Source organism: Rhizobium mesosinicum (assembly GCF_019511345.1).
GTDB classification, from domain to species: Bacteria; Pseudomonadota; Alphaproteobacteria; order Rhizobiales; family Rhizobiaceae; genus Rhizobium; species Rhizobium mesosinicum.
This window is the reverse complement of sequence record NZ_JAEUAK010000002.1, coordinates 468539-492167: the sequence shown is the minus strand read 5'-3', so window position 1 is coordinate 492167 and position 23629 is coordinate 468539. Positions and strand designations below refer to the sequence as shown.

General features: G+C 61.5%; 23 protein-coding genes and 1 pseudogene. 9 read left to right on the top strand and 15 right to left on the bottom strand.

What is annotated here, in order from left to right; translation table 11 throughout:
• Positions 1-22: 22 nt before the first annotated feature.
• On the bottom strand, positions 23-640 hold the full coding sequence (locus JNB85_RS06360; RefSeq protein WP_220333513.1) for a LysE family translocator: 618 nt from the start codon (positions 638-640) through the stop codon (positions 23-25).
• Between the two features lie 231 nt (positions 641-871).
• Between JNB85_RS06360 and JNB85_RS06355 the strand changes: the two genes are divergently transcribed.
• On the top strand, positions 872-1390 hold the full coding sequence (locus tag JNB85_RS06355) for a Dps family protein (RefSeq protein WP_220333512.1): 519 nt from the start codon (positions 872-874) through the stop codon (positions 1388-1390).
• 21 nt (positions 1391-1411) lie between these two features.
• Here JNB85_RS06355 and JNB85_RS06350 read toward each other — a convergent pair whose 3' ends face one another.
• A complete protein-coding gene (locus JNB85_RS06350; protein WP_220333511.1) occupies positions 1412-2314 on the bottom strand; it encodes a DMT family transporter in 903 nt (300 codons plus the stop codon).
• Between the two features lie 108 nt (positions 2315-2422).
• On the opposite strand from JNB85_RS06350, the gene JNB85_RS06345 reads away from it, so the two are divergent.
• A complete protein-coding gene (locus JNB85_RS06345) occupies positions 2423-2890 on the top strand; it encodes an Lrp/AsnC family transcriptional regulator (RefSeq protein WP_376776545.1) in 468 nt (155 codons plus the stop codon).
• 2 nt (positions 2891-2892) lie between these two features.
• Here JNB85_RS06345 and JNB85_RS06340 read toward each other — a convergent pair whose 3' ends face one another.
• Both JNB85_RS06340 and dut read right to left on the bottom strand, forming a co-directional pair.
• The gene (locus JNB85_RS06340; RefSeq protein WP_220333510.1) at positions 2893-3786 is read right to left on the bottom strand and encodes a GNAT family N-acetyltransferase; all 894 of its coding nucleotides are present in this window, start codon (positions 3784-3786) and stop codon (positions 2893-2895) included.
• Positions 3783-4253: a dUTP diphosphatase gene (gene dut, locus JNB85_RS06335; RefSeq protein WP_220333509.1), complete on the bottom strand. Its 471-nt coding sequence runs from the start codon at positions 4251-4253 to the stop codon at positions 3783-3785. Before dut ends, JNB85_RS06340 begins: the two co-directional genes overlap by 4 nt.
• A gap of 90 nt (positions 4254-4343) precedes the next feature.
• Here dut and JNB85_RS06330 point away from each other — a divergent pair, with 90 nt between their 5' ends.
• Positions 4344-5927 (top strand): peptide chain release factor 3, encoded by a 1584-nt coding sequence (locus JNB85_RS06330; RefSeq protein ID WP_220333508.1) that lies wholly within the window; start codon positions 4344-4346, stop codon positions 5925-5927.
• Positions 5928-6055: 128 nt separating this feature from the next.
• A pseudogene (locus JNB85_RS06325) lies at positions 6056-6416 on the top strand (Lrp/AsnC family transcriptional regulator); the annotation flags it as partial.
• A 90-nt stretch (positions 6417-6506) separates the two neighbouring features.
• Here JNB85_RS06325 and otsA read toward each other — a convergent pair.
• The 5 genes from otsA to JNB85_RS06300 form a co-directional block, all read right to left on the bottom strand.
• A complete protein-coding gene (gene otsA / locus JNB85_RS06320; protein ID WP_220333507.1) occupies positions 6507-7880 on the bottom strand; it encodes an alpha,alpha-trehalose-phosphate synthase (UDP-forming) in 1374 nt (457 codons plus the stop codon).
• A gap of 39 nt (positions 7881-7919) precedes the next feature.
• Positions 7920-8717 carry a trehalose-phosphatase gene (otsB, locus tag JNB85_RS06315; protein ID WP_220333506.1) on the bottom strand — a complete coding sequence of 266 codons (798 nt, stop codon included), beginning with the start codon at positions 8715-8717 and terminating at the stop codon, positions 7920-7922.
• A 48-nt stretch (positions 8718-8765) separates the two neighbouring features.
• Positions 8766-10304 (bottom strand): S10 family peptidase, encoded by a 1539-nt coding sequence (locus JNB85_RS06310; RefSeq protein ID WP_220333505.1) that lies wholly within the window; start codon positions 10302-10304, stop codon positions 8766-8768.
• Between the two features lie 98 nt (positions 10305-10402).
• The gene (locus JNB85_RS06305; protein WP_220333504.1) at positions 10403-11695 is read right to left on the bottom strand and encodes a CynX/NimT family MFS transporter; all 1293 of its coding nucleotides are present in this window, start codon (positions 11693-11695) and stop codon (positions 10403-10405) included.
• Positions 11692-12369, bottom strand: a complete 678-nt coding sequence (locus JNB85_RS06300; protein WP_220333503.1) for a FadR/GntR family transcriptional regulator — start codon at positions 12367-12369, stop codon at positions 11692-11694. Before JNB85_RS06300 ends, JNB85_RS06305 begins: the two co-directional genes overlap by 4 nt.
• Positions 12370-12917: 548 nt before the next feature.
• Between JNB85_RS06300 and JNB85_RS06295 the strand changes: the two genes are divergently transcribed.
• Positions 12918-13730: a class II glutamine amidotransferase gene (locus JNB85_RS06295; RefSeq protein ID WP_220333502.1), complete on the top strand. Its 813-nt coding sequence runs from the start codon at positions 12918-12920 to the stop codon at positions 13728-13730.
• Here JNB85_RS06295 and coaBC read toward each other — a convergent pair.
• A complete protein-coding gene (gene coaBC, locus JNB85_RS06290) occupies positions 13717-14928 on the bottom strand; it encodes a bifunctional phosphopantothenoylcysteine decarboxylase/phosphopantothenate--cysteine ligase CoaBC (RefSeq protein WP_220333501.1) in 1212 nt (403 codons plus the stop codon). The two genes, JNB85_RS06295 and coaBC, sit on opposite strands and share 14 nt — an antisense overlap.
• A gap of 371 nt (positions 14929-15299) precedes the next feature.
• On the opposite strand from coaBC, the gene JNB85_RS06285 reads away from it, so the two are divergent.
• A complete protein-coding gene (locus JNB85_RS06285; protein ID WP_220333500.1) occupies positions 15300-16163 on the top strand; it encodes an NmrA family NAD(P)-binding protein in 864 nt (287 codons plus the stop codon).
• Between the two features lie 61 nt (positions 16164-16224).
• On the opposite strand, the gene JNB85_RS06280 is transcribed toward JNB85_RS06285, so the two are convergent.
• Positions 16225-16974 carry an SDR family oxidoreductase gene (locus JNB85_RS06280; RefSeq protein ID WP_220333499.1) on the bottom strand — a complete coding sequence of 250 codons (750 nt, stop codon included), beginning with the start codon at positions 16972-16974 and terminating at the stop codon, positions 16225-16227.
• Positions 16975-17104: 130 nt separating this feature from the next.
• Entirely contained in the window at positions 17105-17869 is a 765-nt protein-coding gene (locus JNB85_RS06275) for an SDR family oxidoreductase (RefSeq protein ID WP_220333498.1), read from the bottom strand.
• 126 nt (positions 17870-17995) lie between these two features.
• Here JNB85_RS06275 and JNB85_RS06270 point away from each other — a divergent pair, with 126 nt between their 5' ends.
• Positions 17996-18901, top strand: a complete 906-nt coding sequence (locus JNB85_RS06270) for a LysR family transcriptional regulator (RefSeq protein WP_220333497.1) — start codon at positions 17996-17998, stop codon at positions 18899-18901.
• On the opposite strand, the gene JNB85_RS06265 is transcribed toward JNB85_RS06270, so the two are convergent.
• Complete coding sequence (locus tag JNB85_RS06265; protein ID WP_220333496.1) at positions 18898-19773, bottom strand: LysR family transcriptional regulator; 876 nt, start codon at positions 19771-19773, stop codon at positions 18898-18900. The two genes, JNB85_RS06270 and JNB85_RS06265, sit on opposite strands and share 4 nt — an antisense overlap.
• Before the next feature lie 90 nt (positions 19774-19863).
• Between JNB85_RS06265 and JNB85_RS06260 the strand changes: the two genes are divergently transcribed.
• Positions 19864-21117: an MFS transporter gene (locus tag JNB85_RS06260; RefSeq protein ID WP_220333495.1), complete on the top strand. Its 1254-nt coding sequence runs from the start codon at positions 19864-19866 to the stop codon at positions 21115-21117.
• Between the two features lie 59 nt (positions 21118-21176).
• Positions 21177-21578: a GFA family protein gene (locus tag JNB85_RS06255; RefSeq protein WP_220333494.1), complete on the top strand. Its 402-nt coding sequence runs from the start codon at positions 21177-21179 to the stop codon at positions 21576-21578.
• A 9-nt stretch (positions 21579-21587) separates the two neighbouring features.
• Here the strand turns inward: JNB85_RS06255 and JNB85_RS06250 are convergent, their stop codons facing one another.
• Together JNB85_RS06250 and JNB85_RS06245 are read right to left on the bottom strand one after the other, a co-directional pair.
• Positions 21588-23249, bottom strand: coding sequence for a urocanate hydratase (locus tag JNB85_RS06250; RefSeq protein ID WP_220333493.1), 1662 nt, complete (start codon positions 23247-23249; stop codon positions 21588-21590).
• A gap of 47 nt (positions 23250-23296) precedes the next feature.
• Positions 23297-23626: a TfoX/Sxy family protein gene (locus JNB85_RS06245; protein WP_220333492.1), complete on the bottom strand. Its 330-nt coding sequence runs from the start codon at positions 23624-23626 to the stop codon at positions 23297-23299.
• Between the last annotated feature and the right edge of the window lie 3 nt (positions 23627-23629).

Sequence of the window (23629 nt, the reverse complement as noted above, 5' to 3'; positions counted from 1 at the left end):
CGTTCGTTGCCGAATGTTTATTTCAGGCAGCACGCGTGGCGATGAAGGCTGCTGTGCCTGCCAGGATGCTGGCGGCGACGCGATTCAGAACCTGCAATGCGCGTGGCTGTTTCAGCATCGTGCGGGCGCGCGACGCAAGCAGCATATAGGGAACGAGCACGATCATCAGCACCGCGAAAGTGACGGCGAGCAGGATGAGATACTCGCGCATGCCGATGCTGTTCAAATCGATCAGCGTCGGCACCAGCGCCACATAGAAGAGCATGGTCTTCGGGTTTCCGAGCGTCACCAGCAGGCCGGACAGGAACGACATGCCTGCACTGCTGGATTTCTTCGCGGCAATATCCTGCGGCAGCAGGCCGGCCGCCCAGAGCTTCCAGGCGATGTAGCCGAGATAGAGAGCACCGGCGATCTTGATGATGAGGAATATTTCGGTGAAAGTCTGCGCCACGAAGGCAAGGCCGAGGATGACCGCGGTCAGATAGGTCACGTCGCCGAGCACCAGGCCGAGGCCCATGAAGAAGGTCTCGCGGAAATTCGAGCCGAGCGCGCGGGCGACGATTGCCGTGATCCCCGGGCCGGGAATGGCGGCGGCGATGAACAGGGCTCCGGCATAGGCGATCAGGACGGTAAGGCTCATCTTCATATCCACTGACTTGCGGATACTTCTATAGGCGGGTGAGGCGGGCCTCATCAATCGCCTGGCGCTGATCTGTCCATAACCATAAGGAATAGGTCGGCTGAACCATGATCTACTTGGAAACCGATCACGCCTTGCTATTTTCCCTGTCGCAAGCGGCCGCTGACACGGCCCGCCGCGGCTTCCCAAAGCTGTCGGCGCAGACGGTTTTCATCACCAAGGAGAGAATATATGTCGCCTACCTCAGCCGAAGCCCGCAGACGTTCGCCGCTCAAGACCCCTTCCGACCTGCCGACCAACGCGATCACCGATATTTCGGCCGCGCTGACCGGGCTGCTCGCCGATGTCTTCACGCTCTACGTCAAGACCAAGAACTTCCACTGGCACATGTCCGGCCCGCATTTTCGCGATTACCATCTGCTGCTCGACGAGCAGGCGGAACAGATCTTCGATATGACCGACGAGGTCGCCGAACGCGCCCGCAAGATCGGCGGCACGACGCTACGCTCGATCGGCCAGATCGCCCGCCAGCAGCGCATTCCGGACAATGATGCTGACTATGTCACCCCCGAGGACATGCTCTCGGAACTGCGCGAAGACAACCTTCACCTCGTCTCCATCCTGCGCGAAGTGCACGAAGTCTGCGACGAACATAATGACGTTGCGACCGCCAGCCTGATCGAGAACTGGATCGACCAGAGCGAACGCCGCACCTGGTTCCTGTTCGAAACGACGCGCCAAGCGAAGTAACACGTAAGCCAAACTAGTGGCTCACCGTCCGGCTGCCGGCAGGCGAATAAGTCTCGCCGGCGACCAGCCCAGATTCATGCCGGCGGCGGCGAGCAGAATAACTGCCGCCCCGGCAATCTGCATTGGCTGCAATGCGTGGCCGAAAGCGAAGCGGTCGACCAGGATGGCAGCGACCGGATAGATGAAAGACAAGGCGCCGGTCAGATGCGTCGGCAGTTTCTGGATCGCGCCATAGAGCAACACATACATAAGACCGGTGTGGACGACGCCGACCGCGATCAGGATCATCCAGGAACTGGTATCGGCAGGTAGGTTGGAAAAATCGGTCATCGGCGCCAGCATGACGATGCCGGTCGAAACTTGGATCAGCGCGATCAGATGCGGCGGCGTGCCGCGCAGCCATTTGGCGGCAAGCGCGGCGAGTGCATAGAAGAATGCAGCCCCCAGCGCCATTAGGATGCCGAGACCGTAGCTGCCGGAGACGGCATCGCTATTTGGTTTCGCCTCGACGATAGCAGCCATGCCGGCAAAGGAAAGCCCGAGCCAGAAGAGCTTGGTGCCTGTGATCTTCTCCCCGAGAAAGAGCGCGCCGAGCGCAAGCAGCATGAAAGGCTGAGTGTTGTAGACAGTCGTCGCGATCGAGATCGACGCATGCGAATAGGAGGCGAACAACAGCAGCCAGTTGGAGACGATGGCGATACCGCCGAAGACAGCGATGCCGAGCGACCGCACGCTGATGATACCAGGCTTCAGCAGGCCGAGCGCAGTGCAGACCACCAGCAGGGTCAGTGCGCCGAAGAAGCAGCGCCAGAAGACTACGCCGCTGACGGGCTGGCCCGACGTGACGACGAACCAGCCGATCGTTCCCGAGATCAGCATCGCTGCCGTCATCTCTGCTGTGCCTCTTTTGATCTCACCCTGCATCGCCATCTCCATTCGTTAGCGGGAAATTGTATTGCGGCATCGCAGCATTTTCTATAAGCTGAAAAAGGGAAAGGCTGGATAAACCTAATCTTGTTAGGAGTTTTTGCCATGTTGGCTAACGAGATGCAGGCAGTCGATGATATTGACCGCGCAATGATAGAGGCGCTGGCCGGAAATTCGCGTATTTCCCTAAAGGAACTCGCCCAGGCTGTAGGACTTTCTTCGCCGAGCGCGGCAGAGCGTCTGCGTCGGCTTGAGGATCGTGGGGTGGTGACGCTCTTCACCATCGATCTCGATCCGGCCGCGATCGGCTATCCTCTCCAGGCGATCGTGCGGGTGCGCCCGCTGCCCGGCCAACTCCATATCGTCGAGCGCATTATTCAGGACACACCCGAATTCATCGAATGCGACAAGGTGACCGGAGACGATTGCTTCATCGCACGCCTCGTCGTCCGTTCGATGGGTGAGCTCGACAGCATTCTCGACAAGGTGGCCGAGCGGGCGGAGACCAATACGTCGATGATCAAATCCTCGCCGGTCAAGCGGCGCCTGCCGCCCCTGATACGAAAAAAATAGCCTCAGAAATCCGCCATTGGCGACAGCATGGCGGGATGATCGACGCTTGTCTCCTCAAGTCCACGCAGCATCAGGCATGTTCCGCCTCCGTAAGGCATCGCCTCGCCTGACCAGCCGAGCCGGTCAGGGCGGAAGAGCGCCTCGACTGTCGTTGCCCGGATGCCGAGACCGGAAAGGACGACGGCGAGTGAAGGGATCTCCGCCGCGACCACGTCGAGAAGAACGACGTGGCCGGGTACCGGCATCCTCCATGCGACGATGGCCTTGCTCTCTTCCAGATAGCTCAAGCGAACATCGGGATCGAGCTGCGTGTTGATGAGGAACATCGCAGCGCTGCTGGCAACGGCGAGCGTCTCCGAAACTGGCTTGCGGTTCCTCAGCAGGCCCTGAAGCAGGGCGAGATCATCTGCATCGCGCGGCTGAAGAGGCCGTGATACGGCGGCACCTTCAGACATTGGTGCAGCGCCTACATACTTGTGAAGCGGAAGCGAGCGGAAACCGTAGGGCTCATAAAGCGCCGGCTTATCCGTGTAGAGGATGATGGCCTCGAAACCCCGCGCCTCACACCAGGCAAGCGCCTTGCCGGTCACGTCGCGATAGAGACCGCGGCCGCGCCATGGCGCGCGGACCGCGCCGGACTGAAAGGCGGCGGCATTGACGAGCCTGCCGTTGAGGACAAAAGGCATGGCGAAGGCGGAGAGATTGGCGGCGAGCAGACCTTCATTCGTAAACCAGCCGAACGGCATGCTGGTCGGGTCCGGGCCGCCAAGTTCGCGCAGCGGATCGATATCGATGCCGAACGTATCATCGAGCAGGGAGACGAGAGAGCTCCAGGCCGCGGGATCGCCGAAATAATCCTGCCGGAAGGTAAGCCCGCCGGAATCGACGACGCTCATACCCCGGTCGAGCCGAAGCCGCCGGCGCCGCGTGCGGTTTCGGTCGTCTCCGAGACTTCGACGATGCGGGTCTGAATGAATGGTGCAATCACCATCTGCGCGATGCGCATGCCGCGCGTGATGGTGAAATCCTCCTCGCCATGATTGACGAGAATGACCTTCACTTCGCCGCGATAATCGCAGTCGACGGTACCGGGCGCATTGAGGCAGGTGACGCCGTTCTTGGCCGCGAGACCGGAACGCGGGCGCACCTGGCCCTCGAAACCCTCAGGAATTTCAAAGACGAAGCCCGTCGGAATGAGCGCGCGTTTGCCCGGCGCCAGCACCAGCGGCTTGTCCTCGTCGATCGCCGCGCGCAGGTCCATGCCGGCTGCACCACGCGTTTCATAGGTGGGCAGATCCAGGCCCTGGCCGTTCGGCAGGCGGATCAAATTGAGGGTTGGGCGGGTATCTGTGTGAATGGTCATGCGGCATTACTTCGTGCCTCATGCCGCAAGGTCAATTGCAATGGCGCGCTTTAATCGCTAGATACGCCGCAATTCCACAGGATTCACATCATGGCCGAAAGTCTCGCCGAGGCGGTCTCCCGCCGTCGCACATTCGCTATTATCGCACACCCGGATGCGGGTAAGACGACGCTCACGGAAAAGCTGTTGCTTTTCGGTGGCGCTATCCAGCTCGCCGGTGAAGTGAAGGCGAAGAAGGATCGCATGCAGACCCGCTCGGACTGGATGAAGATCGAGCGCGAGCGCGGCATCTCGGTCGTCACCTCAGTTATGACCTTCGAATATGAAGGCAATGTCTTCAATATTCTCGATACGCCCGGTCACGAAGACTTCGCTGACGATACCTACCGCACGCTGACGGCAGTCGACGCCGCCGTCATGGTGATCGACGCCGCCAAAGGTATCGAGCCGCGTACACTGAAGCTTTTCGAAGTCTGCCGCATGCGCGACATTCCGATCATCACCTTCATCAACAAGATGGACCGCGAAAGCCGCGATCCCTTCGAGATTCTGGATGAGGTCGAAGAGAAGCTGGCACTGGATACCGCCCCGATCACCTGGCCGATCGGCCGCTCCAAGACCTTCTGCGGCTCCTATCACTTGAAGGAAAATACGGTGCGCGGCTCCGATACGGAAGTCGACGTTACCCCCGTCAACGGACCGCAGAGCGTTGCCGATCGGCTGCCGGAAAATGAACGTGATGCCTTTATCGAAGAAGTGGAACTGGCGATCGAAGCCTGCCGACCCTTCGATCGTGAATCCTTCCTCGAAGGCCACATGACGCCGGTTTTCTTCGGCTCGGCCCTGCGCAATTTCGGGGTTCGCGACCTCATCAACGCGCTCGGCGATTTCGCGCCGCCGCCGCGCGACCAGGTCGCCGATATCAGAACCGTGCATGCCGCCGAAGACAGGATGACGGCCTTCGTCTTCAAGATCCAGGCGAACATGGACCCGAACCATCGCGACCGTATCGCCTTTGCCCGCATCTGCTCCGGCAAACTGGAGCGCGGCATGAAGGCCCGGCTGGCACGTACCGGCAAGCAGCTTGGTCTCACCGCGCCGCAGTTCTTCTTCGCCTCGCAGCGCCAGCTCGCCGATACGGCCTTTGCCGGCGATGTAGTCGGCATTCCGAACCATGGCACGCTGCGCATCGGCGATACGCTGACGGAAGGCGAAAGCCTGGTCTTCCAGGGCGTGCCGAATTTCTCGCCGGAAATCCTGCGCCGCGTTCGACTGGAAGATGCCATGAAGGCCAAGAAGCTGAAGGAAGCCCTGCAGCAGATGGCCGAAGAAGGCGTCGTCCAGCTCTTCCAGCCGGAAGATGGCTCGCCGGCTATCGTCGGTGTCGTCGGCGCGCTGCAGCTCGATGTCCTGAAGGAGCGCCTGATGGCCGAATACGGCCTGCCCGTCTCCTTCGAAATGTCGCGCTTCTCCGTCTGCCGCTGGATTTCGTCCGATCAGGCTGCTGAACTCGACAAGTTCCTCACCGTCAAGCGCGGGGATATCGCCCGTGATCTCGATGGCGACCCGGTCTTCCTGGCGCAGGATGGTTTCTCGCTGCGCTACGAGGCGGAGCGCTATCCGGCGATCAAGATGGTGGCGATCAAGGAATATCACGCGGCCAAGGCCGCCTGATCACGCCGCCAGCCGTTCGGCAAGGAACTCGACGACGCGACTCCGGAGGGCAATTGCCCCCGTCTGTGTGGCATCAGCATCGTTGTCGTGATGCTGCGGCGGTCCAGCCGGGCAGCAGACGCGCCAGCCAGCGGCTGCGCCTGTCTGGCGCACGAAAGGCGCGCATGCTGCGCTCGATGGCATGGCGCTCGGCAAGCCGCTGCTGGCCTTCGTGCATGTCGAGGCCGCGGGCTGGGGCAAAAGCGAAAGGCTGATGCAGCTCTGCCGCTTTCCCGAGGTGGAGGGGATGCATTGGGTTGCCGGCGATGCCAGCGTTATCTTCAAGTTGGCTCAGGAAGCCCTCGCGCACTGGAAGCCTTTCTCTCGCAAGTTCATGCCGTTCCCGGTGTGACAGGTACAAAGAGCTATGTGGCCCTTTCCACCTATCTTGAGCGGCCGGTTCAAGCGGATATGACGGCGGACTGGCCGGAAAACCCGCTGCCGGCCTGAAGTGCCGCAGCGCTGCACAACCGCGACAGCGCCATGCCATGGCGCCGTTCTTGCAGAGAGCAGTCTATGGTGGCGCGCCTGGCAGACCGTTCAGGCGGCGAGGTCGCCCAGGAAGTCATCGCACCAGCGCGAGACATCGTGCTCCAGCAGATGATTCATCATTCGCCGCCAGCGGTCGCGGCGCTCGTCGAGCGGCATATTGAGGCCGCGCGCCAGCGCGTTGGATGTACCGACGATGTCGTAGGGATTAACCAGCAGTGCGCCGTTCAGTTCACGCGCCGCGCCGGCAAAACGGGAAAGCACCAGCACACCCGGATCATCTGGATCCTGCGCGGCAACATATTCTTTGGCGACGAGGTTCATGCCGTCGCGCAAGGGCGTAACGAGGCCGACTTTGGCGAGCCGGTACAGGCCGGCAAGTACCGGGCGGCTGACAGAACGGTTGATATAGCGGATCGGCACCCAGTCGACCGTGCCGAGTGCACCGTTCACGCGGCCGGCCTGTTCGGCGACCATGCGCTGCATCGCCTCGTATTCAGGCACTTCCGAACGGGATTTCGGCGTGATCTGCAGATAGGTGACCTTGCGCTGATGCGCCGGGTTGTTGGTGACGAAATGTTCGAATGCGTCGATGCGCTGAGTGATACCCTTGGAATAATCCAGCCGGTCGACGCCGATGATGAGACTGCGGTCTTCGATGCTCTGCTGTGCCTTCAAGACCATGCTGTGGCTGCCGGCCCTCCTGGCAAATTCAGCGAAGGCGGCCGTCTCGATAGCGATCGGATAGGCGCCGCCGCGGAACGTGCGTTCGCCGGCGATGAAACGCCCTTCGTCGATCATGTCACCCATCTCCTCGCGGCGGAGGCAGCCCGCGAAGTTTTCGAGGTCATGATCGGTCTGGAAGCCGACGAGATCGTAGGCGGCAAGCCCCCGCATGATTTCCTCATGGACGGGCATGGCGAAAAGCACGTCGGCCGGCGGCCAGGGGATGTGCAGGAAGAAGCCGATCTTGTTCTTGATGCCCATCCGCCGTAACTCGGCGGCGAGCGGGATCAGATGGTAGTCGTGGACCCAGATGATGTCGTCAGGCTTGATCAGAGGCGCCAGCCGATGCGCGAAGAAGCGGTTGACACGGAAATAGCCGGCCATTTCCGTACGCCCATATTCTGCGAGATCCAGCCGGTAATGACAGATCGGCCAGAGCATGCGGTTGGCGAAACCGAAGTAATATTCGTCGACATCCTTGGATGTCAGGTCGGTCAGTGCATAGGTGATGTTGCCCCGCTGCTCGATTGAAAGCGGGCCGGGTTCGCCTTCTTCGTTGATCCTTCCCGACCAACCCATCCAGATGCCGCCGCGCTTTTCGAGGGCGGCTTCCAGCGCCACGGCAAGCCCTCCGGCGGACGCGGCCCCCTTTTTTTCCTGCACGGGGACGCGGTTGGAAACGACGACAAGTCGGCTCATGAAAAATTCCTTTCATTGGAAATAACTGCAAAGACGCAATCAGCCGGCAAAACGCGCGACGATCTCGCGGACCGCTTCCGCGGAAGGCAGAGTGCCGCGAGCGGCGGTCTCGGCAGACGGCGGGCCGACGCGGATGGAGTAACCGCCGAGCCGGTTCGCCATGCTGAACATCGCCTCGTCGGTGACATCGTCTCCGATGGCGATCGGATGACGACCGCGGAAGGCTGGAGTTGCGAGAAAACTCTCCAATGCATCGCCCTTGTTGGCTCTGGCGGGCCGGATTTCGAGAACCATCTTGCCATGCTGCAGGGTCCAATCCGGTCCTGCGCGGTTCAGGAAACGCTGCATAAGTTCAGTCAGTTCCGCCTGCCGCGCCGGCGCAAGGCGGAAATGTGCAGCGACAGCCGCGCCCTTATCCTCGATGACGATGCCCGTCCAGCCCGCCGTTTCTGCCCGAAGCGCGATCTTCAGTCTCTCGAACTCGCCTGTCGGCTCCACCTTGAAGATGCTGCCGTCAGGGCTGCGGCGCTCGGCTCCATGTAGTCCGGCGGTGGGAAACTGGTATGGAGCAAAGAGGCGGTCGGCATAGGTAAGACCTCGCCCCGTCACCAGAGCCAACGCCCTGCCCAGCCTCTGCGACACCGCGTCGAGCTGCGCAGGAAGTGCCGGCGGCACGAATATCTCATCCGGTGTCGGCGCAAGATCGAGGAGCGTGCCGTCGATATCGAGGAAGAGTGCGCCGTTTTGAAGATAAGAAGAGAGTGTGGAGAGGGTTTCTTCCTGCCGGGAGGCGCTGCCGGATGGCGGAGCTTCTGGTAGCTGATTGCTATTTGCCATGCCGGAGAAAATAGGTCAGTGCGCCCCTCCGGCAACCCTTGATCGTCTTCAATCCGCCGGCGGGTTGGCGGGATGCTTGGCATAAAAGGCCTTTGCATCCGTCGTGAATGCGGCGCGCTGGCCGGCGGTCGTGTAGAACATATGCCCGCCACGATAGAGTTTCAGCGATACACGATTCCCCGCAAGGGACGGCGGCAAGTGATCCACCACATAGCGGCTGACGCCATAGGGCGTCACGAGATCGCTGTAGCCATGGGCGATCAGCAGGTGGAAGGACGGATTGGAGGCGAGCATCTGCCTGATATCGTCGGTGGCGCTCGCCTGGAAACGTGAACCACCGCCGCGGCCGCCGCCCCACTCCCAGCGCTGGCTGATGTCATTTTCGAGCAGCGTGTAGGTCATCTCGGTCTTGAAGCCGAGCTCGTTGCGGGCATAGTCGGCAAAGGCGCCGCCATAGGCCCTGGTAAAGCCGTCGAGGATCGCATCGTCGCCTCGGTCGTAATCGGATTCCGGATAGGGGTCAGGTGTTGCGAAGGCAGCATCGTATGGGCTCATGACCTCGCCCGGCTGCTTGCCGGAGTGCTTCGCGTAGGCATCGCCGAGAAAGCCGCGATTGCGGGTGACGACTTCAAGCGGAATGCCTGTGAGATCGGAGACCCTGTTGTAGAAGCTTGTTGCCGCATCGCCTGTCGGTGCAGGGCCGGCGAGCGTCGTGAGGTAGTCTCCAAGCGCGAACCTTTCAGCATCACGCTGGCCGGATTCGCTGAAGCGCTTGCGCCGGTCGGCTTCGGCGGCTGCCAATGAGGGGAATTCCAGCGCAGCACCCAGCGCGAAGTGGTCGGCATCGAACATCAGCTGACCTTCGAGCAGCGGCGAAAGCATGACGGTGCCGGCGATGATGATGCCCTGGCTCTGCTGCAGGGCCGAGGCGACCTTGGCGGCGCGGAAACCCCCATAGCTTTCGCCGAGCAGATATTTTGGAGAATTGCCGCGGTTATTGTGCGCGACGTAGAGGGCGATCACCTTCGCCATCGTCTGCGCGTCGGTGCCGACATTGTAATAGTTCGAGGCGTCATCCGCCTTCACCGTACGGCTCCAGCCGGTGCCGATAGGATCGATCAGCACCAGATCGGTGAAATCGAGCCAGCTATGCGGGTTGTCAACGAGCTTCGCATTTGCGCCGTCACGGCCGTCAGGCCCGAAATCGAGTATACGCGGGCCGACAAGTCCAAGATGCAGGAAGGCGGAAGCCGCACCAGGCCCCCCGTTGAAAACGAAGGTGATCGGCCGGTCCGGCCCGGCATCCTTGGCTACATAAGCGGTATAGAAGATTGCAGCGTTCTGTCCGCCATCCTGGCCGAAGAGATCAAGCGTGCCTGCCGTGGCCGTATAGGCGATCGTGCGTCCATCGGCCGTCCTCAGTTCGTGATCGGTGACGGAATCGCCCGGCAGCAGCTTGAGGACGCCTTCGCGTGGAGAGCCCTGTGCTGCAGGAGCGCGTCGTTCGCCAGCCTCCTGCGCAAATGAGAAGGCGGGCGCGAGCGTAGCGGTCAGCGCGGCGAACAGAAGCACGGATCGGAAGCGCAAAGATTTTCCTCCGGTGGGTCAGAATGCGGCTGAGATAGGGTAGCAGCCGGATTCCTTCGATGGAGATCAAGAGATGGTGATAAGAAGGTGAGCCCGGCTCATTCGACCTTCTCGATCGTGCGCGCTTTCACATGCAGCGCCCGGCCGGCCCGCCACCCATTGAAGGCGGCGCCCAGGCCGAGTGCGATGAAAAGCACCGCGCACCAGGCGAAACTTCCAGTCCAACCGCGGATCAGACCGACGATGAACGGGCCGATGGCGGCAAGCAGATAGCCCACACATTGCGCCATGCCGGAAAGGTGAGCGGCGATATGCGGATCGCGCGAACGCAGCACGATGGCTGTCATCGCCGCGGCGATCAGCCCGCCCTGACCGATACCCTGCAGCACGGCCCAGACCCAGACGGTGGAAAGCGGCGCAAAGAGGAGGCCGAGAAGTGCGACGACGGCGAAGGCGCAGAGCGTCACGTTGATGAGGCGCTGATCCCTACCGCGTACCGCGATATGCGGCACGACGAGACAGGCGGCGGCCTGTACCATCACGGAGACCGAGACGATGCCGCCGGCCACAACGCCGTCAAGTCCGCGTTCGCGCAGGATCGGCACCAGCCAGCCGAAGACGCAATAGGCAAGCGCCGATTGCAGGCCCATGAAAAGCGTGACCTGCCAGGCGAGCTTGTCCCGCCACAGACCATCGACACGGAAACCGCTGCGCCGCGCCTGTCGACTGCTCGCAAAGACCTGCGGCAGCCAGATCAGCCCAACGAGGAGGGCAGGCAGTGACCAGATGGCGAGCGCGCCTTGCAGCGAGCCGCCGAGCGCATGTTCGATCGGTAGCGTCAGGCCGGCGGCACCGGCGGCGCCCGCGCAGAGCGCCATCGTATAGAGGCCGGTCATCAGCGCCGTATTCGCGGCGAAGTCGCGTTTCACCAGCCCGGGCAGCAGCACGTTGCCGATGGCGATCGCAGCACCGGCAAGCGCCGTGCCGAAAAAGAGCAGCGGGACGGAGGAAAGACCGCGCAGCGCCGTACCGAGCGTCAGCAGCAGGAGCACACCGAGCAGCGTCCGCTCCGAGCCGATGCGCTGGGCAAGCCGCGGCGCCAGCGGCGAGAAAGCGCCGAGGCAAACGACGGGCAAGGTCGTCAGCAGACTGGTGCCGAGGGGCGACAGGCCGAGTTCGGTGCGGATTTCCGGCAGCAGAGCGGAAGCGCTGGAAAACACCGGCCGCAGATTGAAGGCGATCAACACGAGGCTGGCACCGAGCAGGAAGCGGGCCGTCGTGCTCTGCTTCTGTGGCGGCAGTGGTACAGGCACGCTGTCGATTTCGGCATCGATCATCGCCTCGTCGACTGCGTCGAACGAGGATGTGGCATTTTGTATGGGCATTGTCATGAAAGAAGCATTCGGTCGAGGGAGGAAAGGATGGGGGCCATGAAGTCTCGCACGGCTGCATCGGCCTTGTCGGGGCTGCCGGTTTCGATAGCGTCGACGATCGACTGGTGTGCTTGCATGTCAGGCTCGGGAATCGCCTTGTCGAGTGTGGCGGCAATCGTTTCCGCGATCGAGGCGGAGAAGAAATCATAGATCTCGATCATGGCCCGGTTACCGGAGGCGGCTATGACGGCCTTGTGGAAGGCAAGGTCGCGTTCGATGAACCCTGCCGCATCGCCGCCTTCATAATTGCCGCGTTCGGCAAGCAACGCACGAAGCCCGGCGATGATGCCGGGTGTCTTGCGGATGGCGACGAGCCGTGCGCCTTCGACATCAAGCGCGCAGCGCGCCTCGAACTGGTCGCGTAGGCTGGTGCGCCGCGCCATGGTGAGCGCACGGCTGTTATCGGTGGTCGAAAGCACATAGGTGCCGGAGCCCTGCCGCGTTTCCAAAAGGCCCTGCGACACGAGGACACGCACAGCCTCTCGCACTGTGCCGCGACTGACCGAAAGCATGGCCGAAAGTGAGGTCTCGTTTGGCAGTTTCTCTCCGACCGCCCAGCGTTTGGCAAGTATCTCGTTGCGGATCGCTTCCGTGGCGGTGTCGGCAAGATTGGTCTTGTTGAGAGGTTGCACTGGTTTAACTCATAAAGTCATCAGATGACTATACGAATAAAGCTCTTCCGCTCATGCGTCAACGGGCAATGAAGGCAATAAAAAAGGGCCGCTTTCGCGACCCTTTCCATGAGGTTTGGCCTGTAACCGGCCCGGACCGTCTCATGCGGCCCTAGGAAGGTGGGGTTTAGAGCGAGGGCTGCCTCGCCTTCATCACCACTTCCATGCCTGTTACGAGGTCCGAAAACTCATTAGACATTGGATCACCTTCCTTTCGTTACGTTGATAATGACTTAAAAGTAGGCGGATTTTCCCGAGATGCAAGAGCAAAGTGCATGGCTGTTTTTTAGCCGGCGTCTGGTTATGTCGTTCAATTGCCTGATTTTCCACCGCCGCAATCACGCAATTTCACATCGTTTTTGCGGAAAGTGATCTCGGCCAGCGTCAGGAATTTGTCATCATTGCCTTGCAAATCGGGTGCCTGTTAAGTCCTTATTAGCCGTAGCGTCGGACAATCCAAGACGTTTTCAGCATTCCTGCCGCAGCAGGCGGCGGGCCGGAGCAAGAGCATGTGTCGCTGGGCAGCCTATCGTGGAGACCCCCTCTATCTGGAGGAACTGGTATCCTCGCCCGCCCATTCCCTGATCGAGCAATCCCACTGCGCCACCCGCGCCAAAACGGCGACGAATGGCGATGGTTTCGGCGTCGCCTGGTACGGTGACCGGCCTGAACCTGGCCGCTACCGCGATATTCTGCCGGCATGGTCCGACTGCAACCTGAAGAGCCTGGCCCGGCAGATCCGCTCGCCGCTGTTCCTCGCCCATGTGAGGGCCGCGACCGGCGGCGGCACGCGACGCGACAACTGCCATCCATTCACGCACGAAACCTGGTCCTTCATGCATAACGGCCAGATCTCCGGCTTCGAGCGTCTGCGTCGGCCGATGGAAACCATGCTCGACGACGAGCTCTTTAATGCCCGCAGCGGCACGACGGATTCCGAACTCATGTTCCTGCTCGCTCTGCAGTTCGGCCTCCGGGATGCGCCGGTCGCCGCTGTGGCCCGGACCATCGCCTTCGTCGAAGGCCTGGCGGAAAATATCCTTGGCTCCGCGCTGCTTCGCTTCACCGCGGCCTTCTCGGACGGGAAGTCTCTTTACGCGGTCCGCTATGCCACTGACTGCAAGGCGCCGACGCTCTATGCCTCGCCCCTAGCCAATGGCTACTGCCTCGTGTCCGAGCCGCTGACTGACGATGGTGATGTCTGGCAGGAAATCCCTAATGGGAGTGCGGTGATCGTCAGTGCCGATGGTCTCCAGATTAAGGCTTTCCAGCCGGAAGAGCCTGCAGCCAAACGGCTGGAACCTCTCTCTATCTCTGCATAAGCTGTTCGGCGATCAGCGCCGCTAGCCGTTCCGCCACCTCGTCCTTGGATAGATCCGGCCATTGTTCGATGCCGTCGCGGCGGATGAGTTTTACGCTGTTGCGCGTACCCCCCATGATGCCGGTCGACGGCGAGACGTCATTGGCGACGATCAGGTCCGCGCCTTTGCGCTCCAGCTTCAGCCTGGCATTGGCTTCGACATCCTGTGTCTCCGCAGCAAACCCGATCACCAGCTTCGGACGCGTCGTGTGATGACCGACGGTCTTGAGAATATCCGGGTTCTCCGTCAGCGCCAGCGTCGGAATGGATTCGCCCGGATGCTTCTTGAGCTTCTGGTCGGCAGCCGAAGCGACGCGCCAGTCGGCAACCGCAGCCACCATCACTGCGACATCGGCGGGAAGGGCAGCGAGAACGGCATCGCGCATCTCTTCGGCCCGCTCGACATGCAGCATCCGGACGCCGACGGGATCGGGAATGGTGACCGGACCGGACACCAGCGTCACATCCGCCCCGAGCCGCGCAAGCGCCGCGGCAATGGCATGGCCTTGCCGGCCGGAGGAGCGATTGGCGATATAGCGCACCGGATCGATCGGCTCGTGCGTCGGGCCTGAGGTGACGATCGCTTTTTTGCCGGCAAGCGGCTTCGGACCATCATCGAGCAGGGCCTCGGCAGCGGCGACGATTTCCAGCGGTTCGGCCATGCGGCCCGTGCCGGTTTCCCGGCTTTCCGCCATCTCGCCGGCAGCAGGGCCGATGAAGCGGATGCCGTCGCGCCGCAATGTCTCGATATTGCGTTTCGTCGCCGGATGCGCCCACATCCTCGGGTTCATCGCGGGTGCCGCGAGCACCGGCCGATCGGTGGCGAGCAGCACCGTGGTGGCGAGGTCATCGGCTAATCCGTTGGCCATCTTCGCCATGAGATCGGCTGTTGCGGGCGCGACCAGCACCAGATCGCAATCGCGCGCCAGCCGGATATGGCCGACGTCCTGCTCGTCCTGTCGGGAGAAGAGATCGGTAAAGACATGGTCTGCAGCAAGCGCGCCAACGGCAAGCGAGGTCACGAATTCCTGCGCACCCTTCGTCATGATCGGGCGCACGGAGGCGCCGCGTTCGCGCAGGCGGCGGATGAGATCCAGGCTCTTATAGGCCGCGATGCCGCCCGAGATGATGAGGAGGATGCGTTTGCCGCTGAGAGCCATGGTTTTTTCCCGTCGCTTCTTTGACCGAGCAAAACCCTAAGCCTTTGGCGGAAAACATGCAATCGCAGCACTCAGGCTTTGCTCTGCTCGGCCCAACGATCGTAATCGCCATGCCGACGCCGATCGGCATCTGAAACTCCAATGATATCGGGCCAGGCAGGAAAAGGAGGAGCAGCGGTCGCGAACGGTTGTAGCCTAGCCGATATGTCCTATCGCGTGCCCTGCCAGGAGCCTGCCTTGCGTCAAGGCGAGCTCGACCTGGTAAGTCGTCGCAATTGATGCGATGATGTCACTAATAATATGACAGAAGCGCACTTCAGTCATAGATCGAGTGACGGCATAGTGAGGCCAATCCAGAAAGGAGTTGCTTCATGTTTGCTGTAACCGGAATGACTGGCCAGGTCGGCGCCGCTGTCGCCGATCATCTGCTGAAGGATGGCGCGAAGGTCCGCGCCGTCGTGAGAAATCCCGAAAAGGCTGCGGGCTGGAAGGAGCGCGGCTGCACGCTGGCCGTCGCCGACATGAACGACGTTGTAACGCTGACATCAGCCTTCAGGGGCGCGGAGGCCGTCTTTCTCGTCATCCCTCCGCTTTTCGATCCCTCGCCGGGCTTCCCGGAGGTGAAAGGCATGCTGGCAACGCTGAAAGCCGCGCTCGAAGCGGCACGGCCCGGAAAGCTCGTCTGCCTGTCGACGGTTGGCGCGCAGGCCACGCAGCCGAACCTGTTGAGCCAGCTTGGCATTGTCGAGAAGGAGCTTTCGACACTCTCCATTCCGGTCGCTTTCCTGCGCGCTGGCTGGTTCATGGAAAATGCAGCGTGGGATGTGGCGCCGGCCCGCGAAAGCGGCGTCATTGCGAGCTTCCTTCAGCCGCTCGACCGTGCCGTGCCGATGATTGCTGTCGACGATATCGGCGCGCTTGGCGCCAAGATGCTGCGGGAGGAATGGCAGGGTGTACGCGTGGTAGAGCTGGAAGGTCCCGAGCGTGTCAGCCCGGCCATGATTGCTGCTGCCTTCGCCAAGGCGCTAGACAAGCCGGTGACGGCGGAAGCCGTGCCTCAGGAGAGTTGGGAAGAGCTGTTCCGTGCCCAGGGCATGAAGAATCCCGAGCCTCGCATGCGCATGCTCGACGGCTTCAACGAAGGTTGGATCGACTTTGAGGGCGGCCGCGAGAAATCGGTGAAGGGTGCGACGACAATCGAAACGGCCATTCGCCGGCTTGTCACCGGCGCATGAAAGCAATGGCCGCGGTCAAAAGAAACCGCGGCCATTGCTTGAGCCCCTGATATCAATGGTCTTAAAGGTTGCTCATGCCCCCGTCGATGATCAGTTCGCTGCCGACGATGTAGGCAGCCTCATCCGAGGCGAAGAAGACGATAGTTTTGGCGACTTCGTTTACGTCGCCGAACCGGCCGGCCGGAATTTGCGATTGGATCTGAGCTGCCATGGCCTTGGCGTCGGCCTCCGACATGCCGAGCTTGCCGTAGAGCGGTGTGGCGATCGGGCCGGGGCTGATGGCGTTGACCCGGATGCCGCGGCCGATCAATTCTCCGGAGAGCGTCTTGGCGAGCGTCAGCAATGCGCCCTTCGTCAGCGCATAGACGCTGGAATTCGGCATGCCGATATGAGCGTTGATCGAGGTGTTGAGCACGATCGAAGCCTTCTTCGAAAAGATCGGCAGCAACGCCTGGATCAGGAAGTAAGGGCCTTTAACGTTGATCGCGAACGACTTGTCGAAAGCAGCTTCGCTCCAGCCTTCGACCGGGTTGAATTCGGCGATGCCGGCATTGACGAAGAGGATGTCGAGCGTGCCAAAGGCGTTCTTTACAGCTTCGGCAACAGCCGCCTGACCGGCAACATTGCCGGCATCGGCCTGGATGACGAGAACCTTGTCGCCGAGTTCGGCGCGGGCGGCTTCCACACTTTTTGCGCTGCTGCCGGTAATGGCGACGCGTGCGCCCTCGGCGATAAATTGGCGGGCGGTCTCAAGTCCGATGCCGCTGGTGCCGCCGGTGATTAGGGCTGTCTTGTTTGCGAGACGGGTCATTGTGTTGTTCCTTGGGATATGGGGCGGGTGCTAGCCCCTTGATGATCGGACTGTGCTGTAGAAGGCCGGCACAATAACCTGCTGGTTTCAGAAGCGTTCATAACCTGCAGCAGATAATCGCCCATAGCCATCAGGTGCGGGTGATCGAGGCACCGCCATCGACCAGCGAAGCCGTACCCGTGACGAAGCTCGCGTCGTCGGAGGCGAGATAAAGCACCGAGCGGGCAAGCTCTTCCGGCGCTGCGACGCGCTTCAGCGCATGCAGGTTGGTAATGAAGGACTGCTTATCCGAAGTGTCGTTCATTTCGCGATACATGTCCGTATCGACAGCACCAGGCAGGATGGCATTGACGCGGATATTCTGCGGACCGTATTCGGCAGCGAGCGCCTGCGTGAGCCCGATGAGGCCGGACTTGCTGGCGGCATAGGCTGCCACACCCGGGAAGGAGAAGCTATAGCCGATAAAGGTCGAGGTGAAGATCACCGAGCCATTGCCATGCTTGGCCATTTCAGCGATCTGATGCTTGGCGGCTAGGAAAGAGGCAGTCAGATTGATCGCCACTGTGTCGACAAAGCCTGCTTCTGAAACTTCGGTGCTCGGACCCGCCTCGCCGATCGTGCCGGCATTGTTGAAGGCGATATCGAGCTTGCCGTAATTTTTGACGGCGGCTGTGACCAGCGCCTTGTGATAATCTTCCGAGCGGACGTCGCCGGCAATGGCGACAGCGTCACCACCGGCAAACTTGATTTCATTGACGAGGCTGTCGAGTTCGGCCCGGCGGCGCGCACCGACGACGACCTTGGCGCCTTCGGCGGCGAAAAGCTTGGCGGTTACGCGACCGATACCCGAGCTCGCGCCGGTGACGATTGCGACTTTGTCGATCAGACGATTCATTGTTCCATCTCCTGACTTTGGGTTGGATCGGCATTGCCGTCCCGTTGCGATGATTGGAAGATGGCACTTCTCCTTCGTTCGGATTAGTCTCCTAAAGGCGGAGTTCGAATTCGGAAAAGCCGAACGATGATGAAGATCGAGGGGATTGCGGCTTTTGTCGCCGTGGTGGAGGCCGGATCGGTCAGCGAGGCCGCGCGACGGCTGCGTCTGTCCAAGTCGGTTGTCAGCGAAAGACTGGCGGAACTGGAGAAGACACTGGGCGCCATGCTCGTCCACCGCACCACGCGCAAGCTGACACTGACGGAAGATGGAGCAGCCTTTCTGGAACGCGCCGGGCGCATCGTCCGCGAGATGGAAGACGCCGCGGCCGATATGGCGGAGCGCCGAGGCACGCTTTCTGGGCCATTGCGCATCGCGGCCCCCGTCAGCTTTGGCCGCCTGCATCTCGGCCCGGCCCTCTATCCGTTTTTGAAGGCGCATCCGCAGATCGCACTGACGCTCGATATGGATGACAGGCGCGTGGATCCGGCCTCGGATGGCTATGATGCCATCATCCGCCACGGTGCTATCGCCGATACGAGGCTGGTCGCCTGGAAGCTCGCCCGTAGCCGCCGGCTGCTCGTCGCCTCGCCCGATTATATCGAGCGTCACGGCAAGCCCGGCTCGCTGTCCGATCTCAATGATCATCGCGGTGTCTTCTATACCAACCGCGGTGCCGCCGATTGGCGCTTCCAGACGGAGGAGGGCGCGGTCGTCATCCGCGCCATGCTCGGTCTCGGCATCAACAATGGCGATATGCTGCATGATGCCGCGATCGAAGGCCTCGGCATTGCGCTGTTGCCAACCTTTATCGCCGGTCCGACAATTCGGGACGGTCGGCTGATAGAGATCGATGTCGGCGCCAAGCCCGAACCGGAATTCATCTACATGGCCCATCCTGAAGGCCGAAACCCCTCGGCCAAACTGCGCGCCATCGCAGATCATTTGAAAAAGACCTTCGGTGATCCGCCCTATTGGGATCCGGATTTCTAATTCAGAAGGCTCATCAGATTTTCGGTTACGGGAGATCGCTGGCTGCGCAGCACGGCAAGCGCCAGCCGTGCCACAGCGGGCGGTCCGTCGATCGGCCGGTAGGCGACGCCGGCAAGTTTGATCTGCGAAATCGAAGCCGGCACGATGGAGACGCCGAGATCGGCCGCGACGAGATTGACGACCGAGGAGATTTGCGGCGCTTCCTGCGCTACCGTCAGTTCGAAGCCCGCCTCGCGGCAGGCGCGCACCACATCGTCATAAAGGCTGAGACCGACTAGCCGCGGGAAGAGGATGAAGGGCTCTATCGCCAGCAAGGCAAGCGCCAGCGTCTTCCGCTTCGCCAGCGGATGGCTTGCCGGCAGGGCGACGACCATCGCTTCGTCCGGCAAGCGCTTCAGCCTGACGCCATCGGGATCGTCGAGGCCCGGCCGCATAAAGGCCGCATCCACTTCGCCGCGTTCGAGCTTCTGCATCAGGCCGAGCGTGTTCATCTCCGTCAGTGAAAGCTGCACATCCGGCCAGCGAGCCTGAAAACGGCGGATCGTCTTGCTGACAATGGGGTTGAAGGCGGAAGAAGCAGTGAAACCGAGCGATAACCGGCCGGTCTCGCCGCGATTGGCGCTCTGCGCCGCCAGCCGTGCTTTCTCGGCTGCCGCGAGTGACGCTTTCGCTTCCGACAGGAAGGCGGCGCCGGCTGCGGTCAGTTCCGCCCCATGCGGCACGCGATGGAAGAGCATCGCGCCGATTTCCGTTTCAAGATCGCGGATTTGCTGGCTGAGCGGCGGCTGACCGATGCCGATGCGTGCGGCTGCCCGCGTGAAATTACCCTCCTCAGCCACCGCCAAAAAATACCTTAGATGCCGCAGCTCCACCGCTATCTCCAAAACATATCGAGATCTCCTATTTCATATATTGGACAAATGGAGGCGGTCTGACTAGATCGGAGGCAGGAAGGAATTGATATGTCCGACTCTGCAATCCAAGACGTTGCCGGCCTGCAAACGCCCGATGAAGACCATCAGAAACTCTATCTCGCACGCGGTACCGGCCCCTATCGCCGTGCCAGCCTGGCGCTCTTCCTCTCAGGCTTTGCCACCTTCTCGCTGCTCTATTGCGTGCAGCCGTTATTGCCGATTTTTTCGCAGGAGTTTTCCATCAGCCCTGCCGAAAGCTCGCTGGCGCTGTCGCTTTCCACCGGCTTTCTGGCGATCGCCATCGTCTGTGCGGCCGCAGTTTCGGAAGCGCTCGGGCGGCGCAGCCTCATGTCCATCTCGTTGGTCGGTGCAGCACTGTTGACGGTCGCCGCGGCTCTTGCCCCGGACTGGCACCTGATACTGGTCATCCGTGCGCTGCAAGGCTTCGTGCTCGGCGGTGTTCCGGCGGTTGCCATGGCCTATCTTGCAGAGGAGATCGATCCGCGCGGCCTCGGTGCCACCATGGGCCTCTATGTCGGCGGTACGGCCTTCGGCGGCATGTCGGGCCGCGTGCTGACGGGCATCTTCGCCGAATACCTCTCTTGGCGGCCGGCCCTATTCCTGATCGGCGCCATCGGCCTTGCCGCCGCAACTGGCTTCATTGCCCTTCTGCCGCCATCGCGCAATTTCGTAGGCCGCGCCGGCTTTGATCCCCAGTTCCACTTGAAGGCGTGGATGGGGCATCTGAGAAATCCGGCGCTGCCTTTCATCTTCACCATCGCCTTCTTCGCGATGGGCTCCTTCGTGACGATCTACAATTACGCCGGTTTCCGTCTCGTCGCATCGCCCTATGGGCTCAACCAAACGGAACTTGGCCTGATCTTCACCGTCTATCTCTTTGGAATCGGCGCGTCCTCGGTTGGCGGCATCCTCGGTGACCGGCTTGGCCATTTCACGATACTCTCAATCGGCATCGTCATCACGGCAGCAGGCTGCGCGCTGACGCTCTCGGCCTCCTTGCCGCTCATCATCCTTGGCATTGTCGTGCTGACGAGCGGTTTCTTCATGACACATTCGGTGGCAAGCGGCCTCGTCGGCAAGTACGCCGCCGGCACCAAAGGGCACGCCTCCTCGCTTTATATGCTCGCCTATTACATCGGCTCCAGCGTCATGGGTTCCGCAGGCGGCTGGTTTTGGGCGATGGAGGGGTGGACCGCGGTCGTGATTTTCACGCTCATCCTGATGGCGCTCGCTTTCTTTTCCGCGCTCGCGGCGCAGCGGCTGGTGCTGCGCCCGTCTTGACTTCCGATCCGGAGCGATTAATTTAACCGACAGGTTAAATATTGGAGCGGAGAAACGTCGTGAAGAAAACCTACCATGGAAGCTGCCACTGCGGCGCCGTCGCCTATGAGGCCGGGCTCGACCTTTCGGCCGGTACCTTCAAATGCAACTGCTCGATCTGCCGCAAGAAGCGCAGCTGGCTGGCGATCGTGCAGCCGGCCGATTTCCGTCTGGTGTCAGGCCGCGATGATTTGCGTGAATACCTCTTTGGCTCCCGCTCGATCCATCATCTCTTCTGCGAGAATTGTGGCGTTGCTTCCTTTGCCCGCAACGACAACGAAACGATGGGCCCCTTCATCGCCGTTGCCGTCAATTGCCTCGACGATGCGAGCGCCGAAGAACTTGCCGCGGCACCGATTGCCTATTTCGACGGCCTGCATGACCGCTACGACGCTGAGCCTGCGGAAAAGCGGCTTCTATGACAATGGCTTTCAGCCAAGCCGGATATAAGGCACATCCTTCTTCGCCACTTCGTCCAGCGCCTCGTCATAACCGGCATCGGCATAACGCATGACGCCGAGTGCCGTATCGTTGGTCAGCGCGTGCTCGAGGCGTTGGTCGGCGGCTTCGGAGCCGTCGGCCACGACGGTGACGCCGCAGCTCGTCATATAACCGGCATAACCGCCGCCGCCGGAGTGGACGACGACAAGGTCGGCCATCGAGGAGCAGAGCATCATTGCGTCGAGGAGCGGCCAGTCAGCAATGGCGTCTGAGCCGTCCTTCATACCCTCGGTCATGATGTTCGGATGCGCCATTGCGCCGGCATCGAGATGGTCGCGCGAGAAGGCGACTGGCCCCTTGAGCTCGCCAATGGCGACCAGTTCGTTGACGCGCCGCGCCAGTGCCGTGCGCTCGCCATGGCCGAGCCAGGCGATACGCGCCGGGAGCCCCTCGAAGGGAATGTGTTCGCGCGCCAGCCGAATCCAGTTGGTGATGATCTTGTTGTCGGGGAACATCTCCAAGAGCAGGTCATCGATGCGAGCGATATCACTTTCCTCACCTGAGAGCGCCATCCAGCGGAAGGGACCGATGGCGCGGGCAAAGAGCGGGCGCAGATAGGCTTCGGTAAAGATCGGGATGTCGAAAGCATTGGCAACGCCGCCCTCGCGGGCCTGCGTGCGGATGAGATTGCCGTTGTCGAAGACTTCCGCACCGCGCTTCTGGAATTCCAGCATGGCGGTCACATGCTCGACGATTGAAGCGCGGCTGGCGGCCATGAGTTGACCTTGGCCCTCGTCGCGCAGGCCTTTCACCTGATCGAGGCTCATACCTTTCGGCACATAGCCGTAGACGAGATCATGCGCCGAAGTCTGGTCGGTGACGACGTCGGGCACGATGCCGCGCCTGGCGATCTCCGGATAGATCTCTGCTGCATTGCCGACGAGACCGACAGAAAGCGCACGCTTTTCCTTCACGGCTGCGTCGATGATCGCGAGCGCGCTGTCGAGATCGGGCGCGATCTCCTGCAGGTAGCCGATCTGTTGGCGCTTGCGGGCGCGTTCGGGATCGATATCGACACAAAGGATCGCAGCGCCCGCCATGCGGCCGGCAAGCGGCTGCGCGCCGCCCATGCCGCCAAGCCCTGCCGTCAGCACGAACCGGCCGGAGAGATCGCCGCCGAAACGGCGCTCGGCAATGCGCATGAAGATTTCGTAGGTGCCCTGAATAACCCCCTGGCTGCCGATATATTGCCAGGCGCCGGCTGTCAGCCCGCCCCAGCAGATCAGCCCCCTGCGCTGCAATTCGTAGAAGACCTCGGCTTTCGCCCATTGGCCGACGATGTTGCAATTCGCCATGATGACAAGCGGCGCCTTGGCATGGGTCTTCACGAGGCCGATCGGCTTGCCGGACTGGATGAGCAGCGTCTGATCCTCATCCATTTCGGTGAGCGCCTTGACGATGCCCCGATGCGCCGCCCAGTTGCGCGCCGCCTTGCCGAGCGCAGCATAGACCACGAGATTGTCGGGGTCTTCGCCGACCGAGAGCACATTTTCCAGAAGCCGCAGCAGCGCTTCCTGCCGCCAGCCTTTGGCGCGCAGCTCCGGTCCGCCGGGGATAGGAAATTTCGGATGGCGGGGATTGGGCTTCGGCATCTTGGGTTCCTCGTCGTTTCGTCAGCGGCGCCTTGAAGGGCACTGGTTCATTTGGCAGGCATCGGTTCCACATAGGCAAGCGCCGCGTCGATGAGGCGTCGCCGCATGGCATCGTCGCCATAGACATCGGCATTGGCGCGCACCCAGCCATGCATGATCCGCTCGCCTGAAAGCATCTGAATCACGCCGGGCAGAACCAGCGCCCAGCCGTCATTGCCCTTGCCGAGACGGAGAAGCATGCCGTCCTGACGCGCGCAGCAGAGAAGGTTGCCGTTGAGCATGAAGGCCCAGCCGCCAAACATGGATTTTTCGGTCAGCCCCGGCCGGTCGCCGAGTTCCTCGCGCATCAGTTCTTCCAGGCCGGGATCGCGTGCCATGGC

Bases quoted from the DNA above. Each gene is read 5' to 3' on its own strand.
- JNB85_RS06295 (WP_220333502.1), top strand. From the start codon at position 12,918: ATGTGTCGCTGGGCAGCCTATCGTGGAGACCCCCTCTATCTGGAGGAA.
- coaBC (WP_220333501.1), bottom strand. From the start codon at position 14,928: ATGGCTCTCAGCGGCAAACGCATCCTCCTCATCATCTCGGGCGGCATC.
- JNB85_RS06330 (WP_220333508.1), top strand. From the start codon at position 4,344: ATGGCCGAAAGTCTCGCCGAGGCGGTCTCCCGCCGTCGCACATTCGCT.
- otsA (WP_220333507.1), bottom strand. From the start codon at position 7,880: ATGAGCCGACTTGTCGTCGTTTCCAACCGCGTCCCCGTGCAGGAAAAA.
- dut (WP_220333509.1), bottom strand. From the start codon at position 4,253: ATGACCATTCACACAGATACCCGCCCAACCCTCAATTTGATCCGCCTG.
- JNB85_RS06280 (WP_220333499.1), bottom strand. From the start codon at position 16,974: ATGACCCGTCTCGCAAACAAGACAGCCCTAATCACCGGCGGCACCAGC.
- JNB85_RS06305 (WP_220333504.1), bottom strand. From the start codon at position 11,695: ATGACAATGCCCATACAAAATGCCACATCCTCGTTCGACGCAGTCGAC.
- JNB85_RS06260 (WP_220333495.1), top strand. From the start codon at position 19,864: ATGTCCGACTCTGCAATCCAAGACGTTGCCGGCCTGCAAACGCCCGAT.
- JNB85_RS06285 (WP_220333500.1), top strand. From the start codon at position 15,300: ATGTTTGCTGTAACCGGAATGACTGGCCAGGTCGGCGCCGCTGTCGCC.
- JNB85_RS06270 (WP_220333497.1), top strand. From the start codon at position 17,996: ATGATGAAGATCGAGGGGATTGCGGCTTTTGTCGCCGTGGTGGAGGCC.
- JNB85_RS06250 (WP_220333493.1), bottom strand. From the start codon at position 23,249: ATGCCGAAGCCCAATCCCCGCCATCCGAAATTTCCTATCCCCGGCGGA.
- JNB85_RS06245 (WP_220333492.1), bottom strand. From the start codon at position 23,626: ATGGCACGCGATCCCGGCCTGGAAGAACTGATGCGCGAGGAACTCGGC.
- JNB85_RS06355 (WP_220333512.1), top strand. From the start codon at position 872: ATGTCGCCTACCTCAGCCGAAGCCCGCAGACGTTCGCCGCTCAAGACC.
- JNB85_RS06345 (WP_376776545.1), top strand. From the start codon at position 2,423: ATGTTGGCTAACGAGATGCAGGCAGTCGATGATATTGACCGCGCAATG.
- JNB85_RS06360 (WP_220333513.1), bottom strand. From the start codon at position 640: ATGAGCCTTACCGTCCTGATCGCCTATGCCGGAGCCCTGTTCATCGCC.
- otsB (WP_220333506.1), bottom strand. From the start codon at position 8,717: ATGGCAAATAGCAATCAGCTACCAGAAGCTCCGCCATCCGGCAGCGCC.
- JNB85_RS06340 (WP_220333510.1), bottom strand. From the start codon at position 3,786: ATGAGCGTCGTCGATTCCGGCGGGCTTACCTTCCGGCAGGATTATTTC.
- JNB85_RS06275 (WP_220333498.1), bottom strand. From the start codon at position 17,869: ATGAATCGTCTGATCGACAAAGTCGCAATCGTCACCGGCGCGAGCTCG.
- JNB85_RS06350 (WP_220333511.1), bottom strand. From the start codon at position 2,314: ATGCAGGGTGAGATCAAAAGAGGCACAGCAGAGATGACGGCAGCGATG.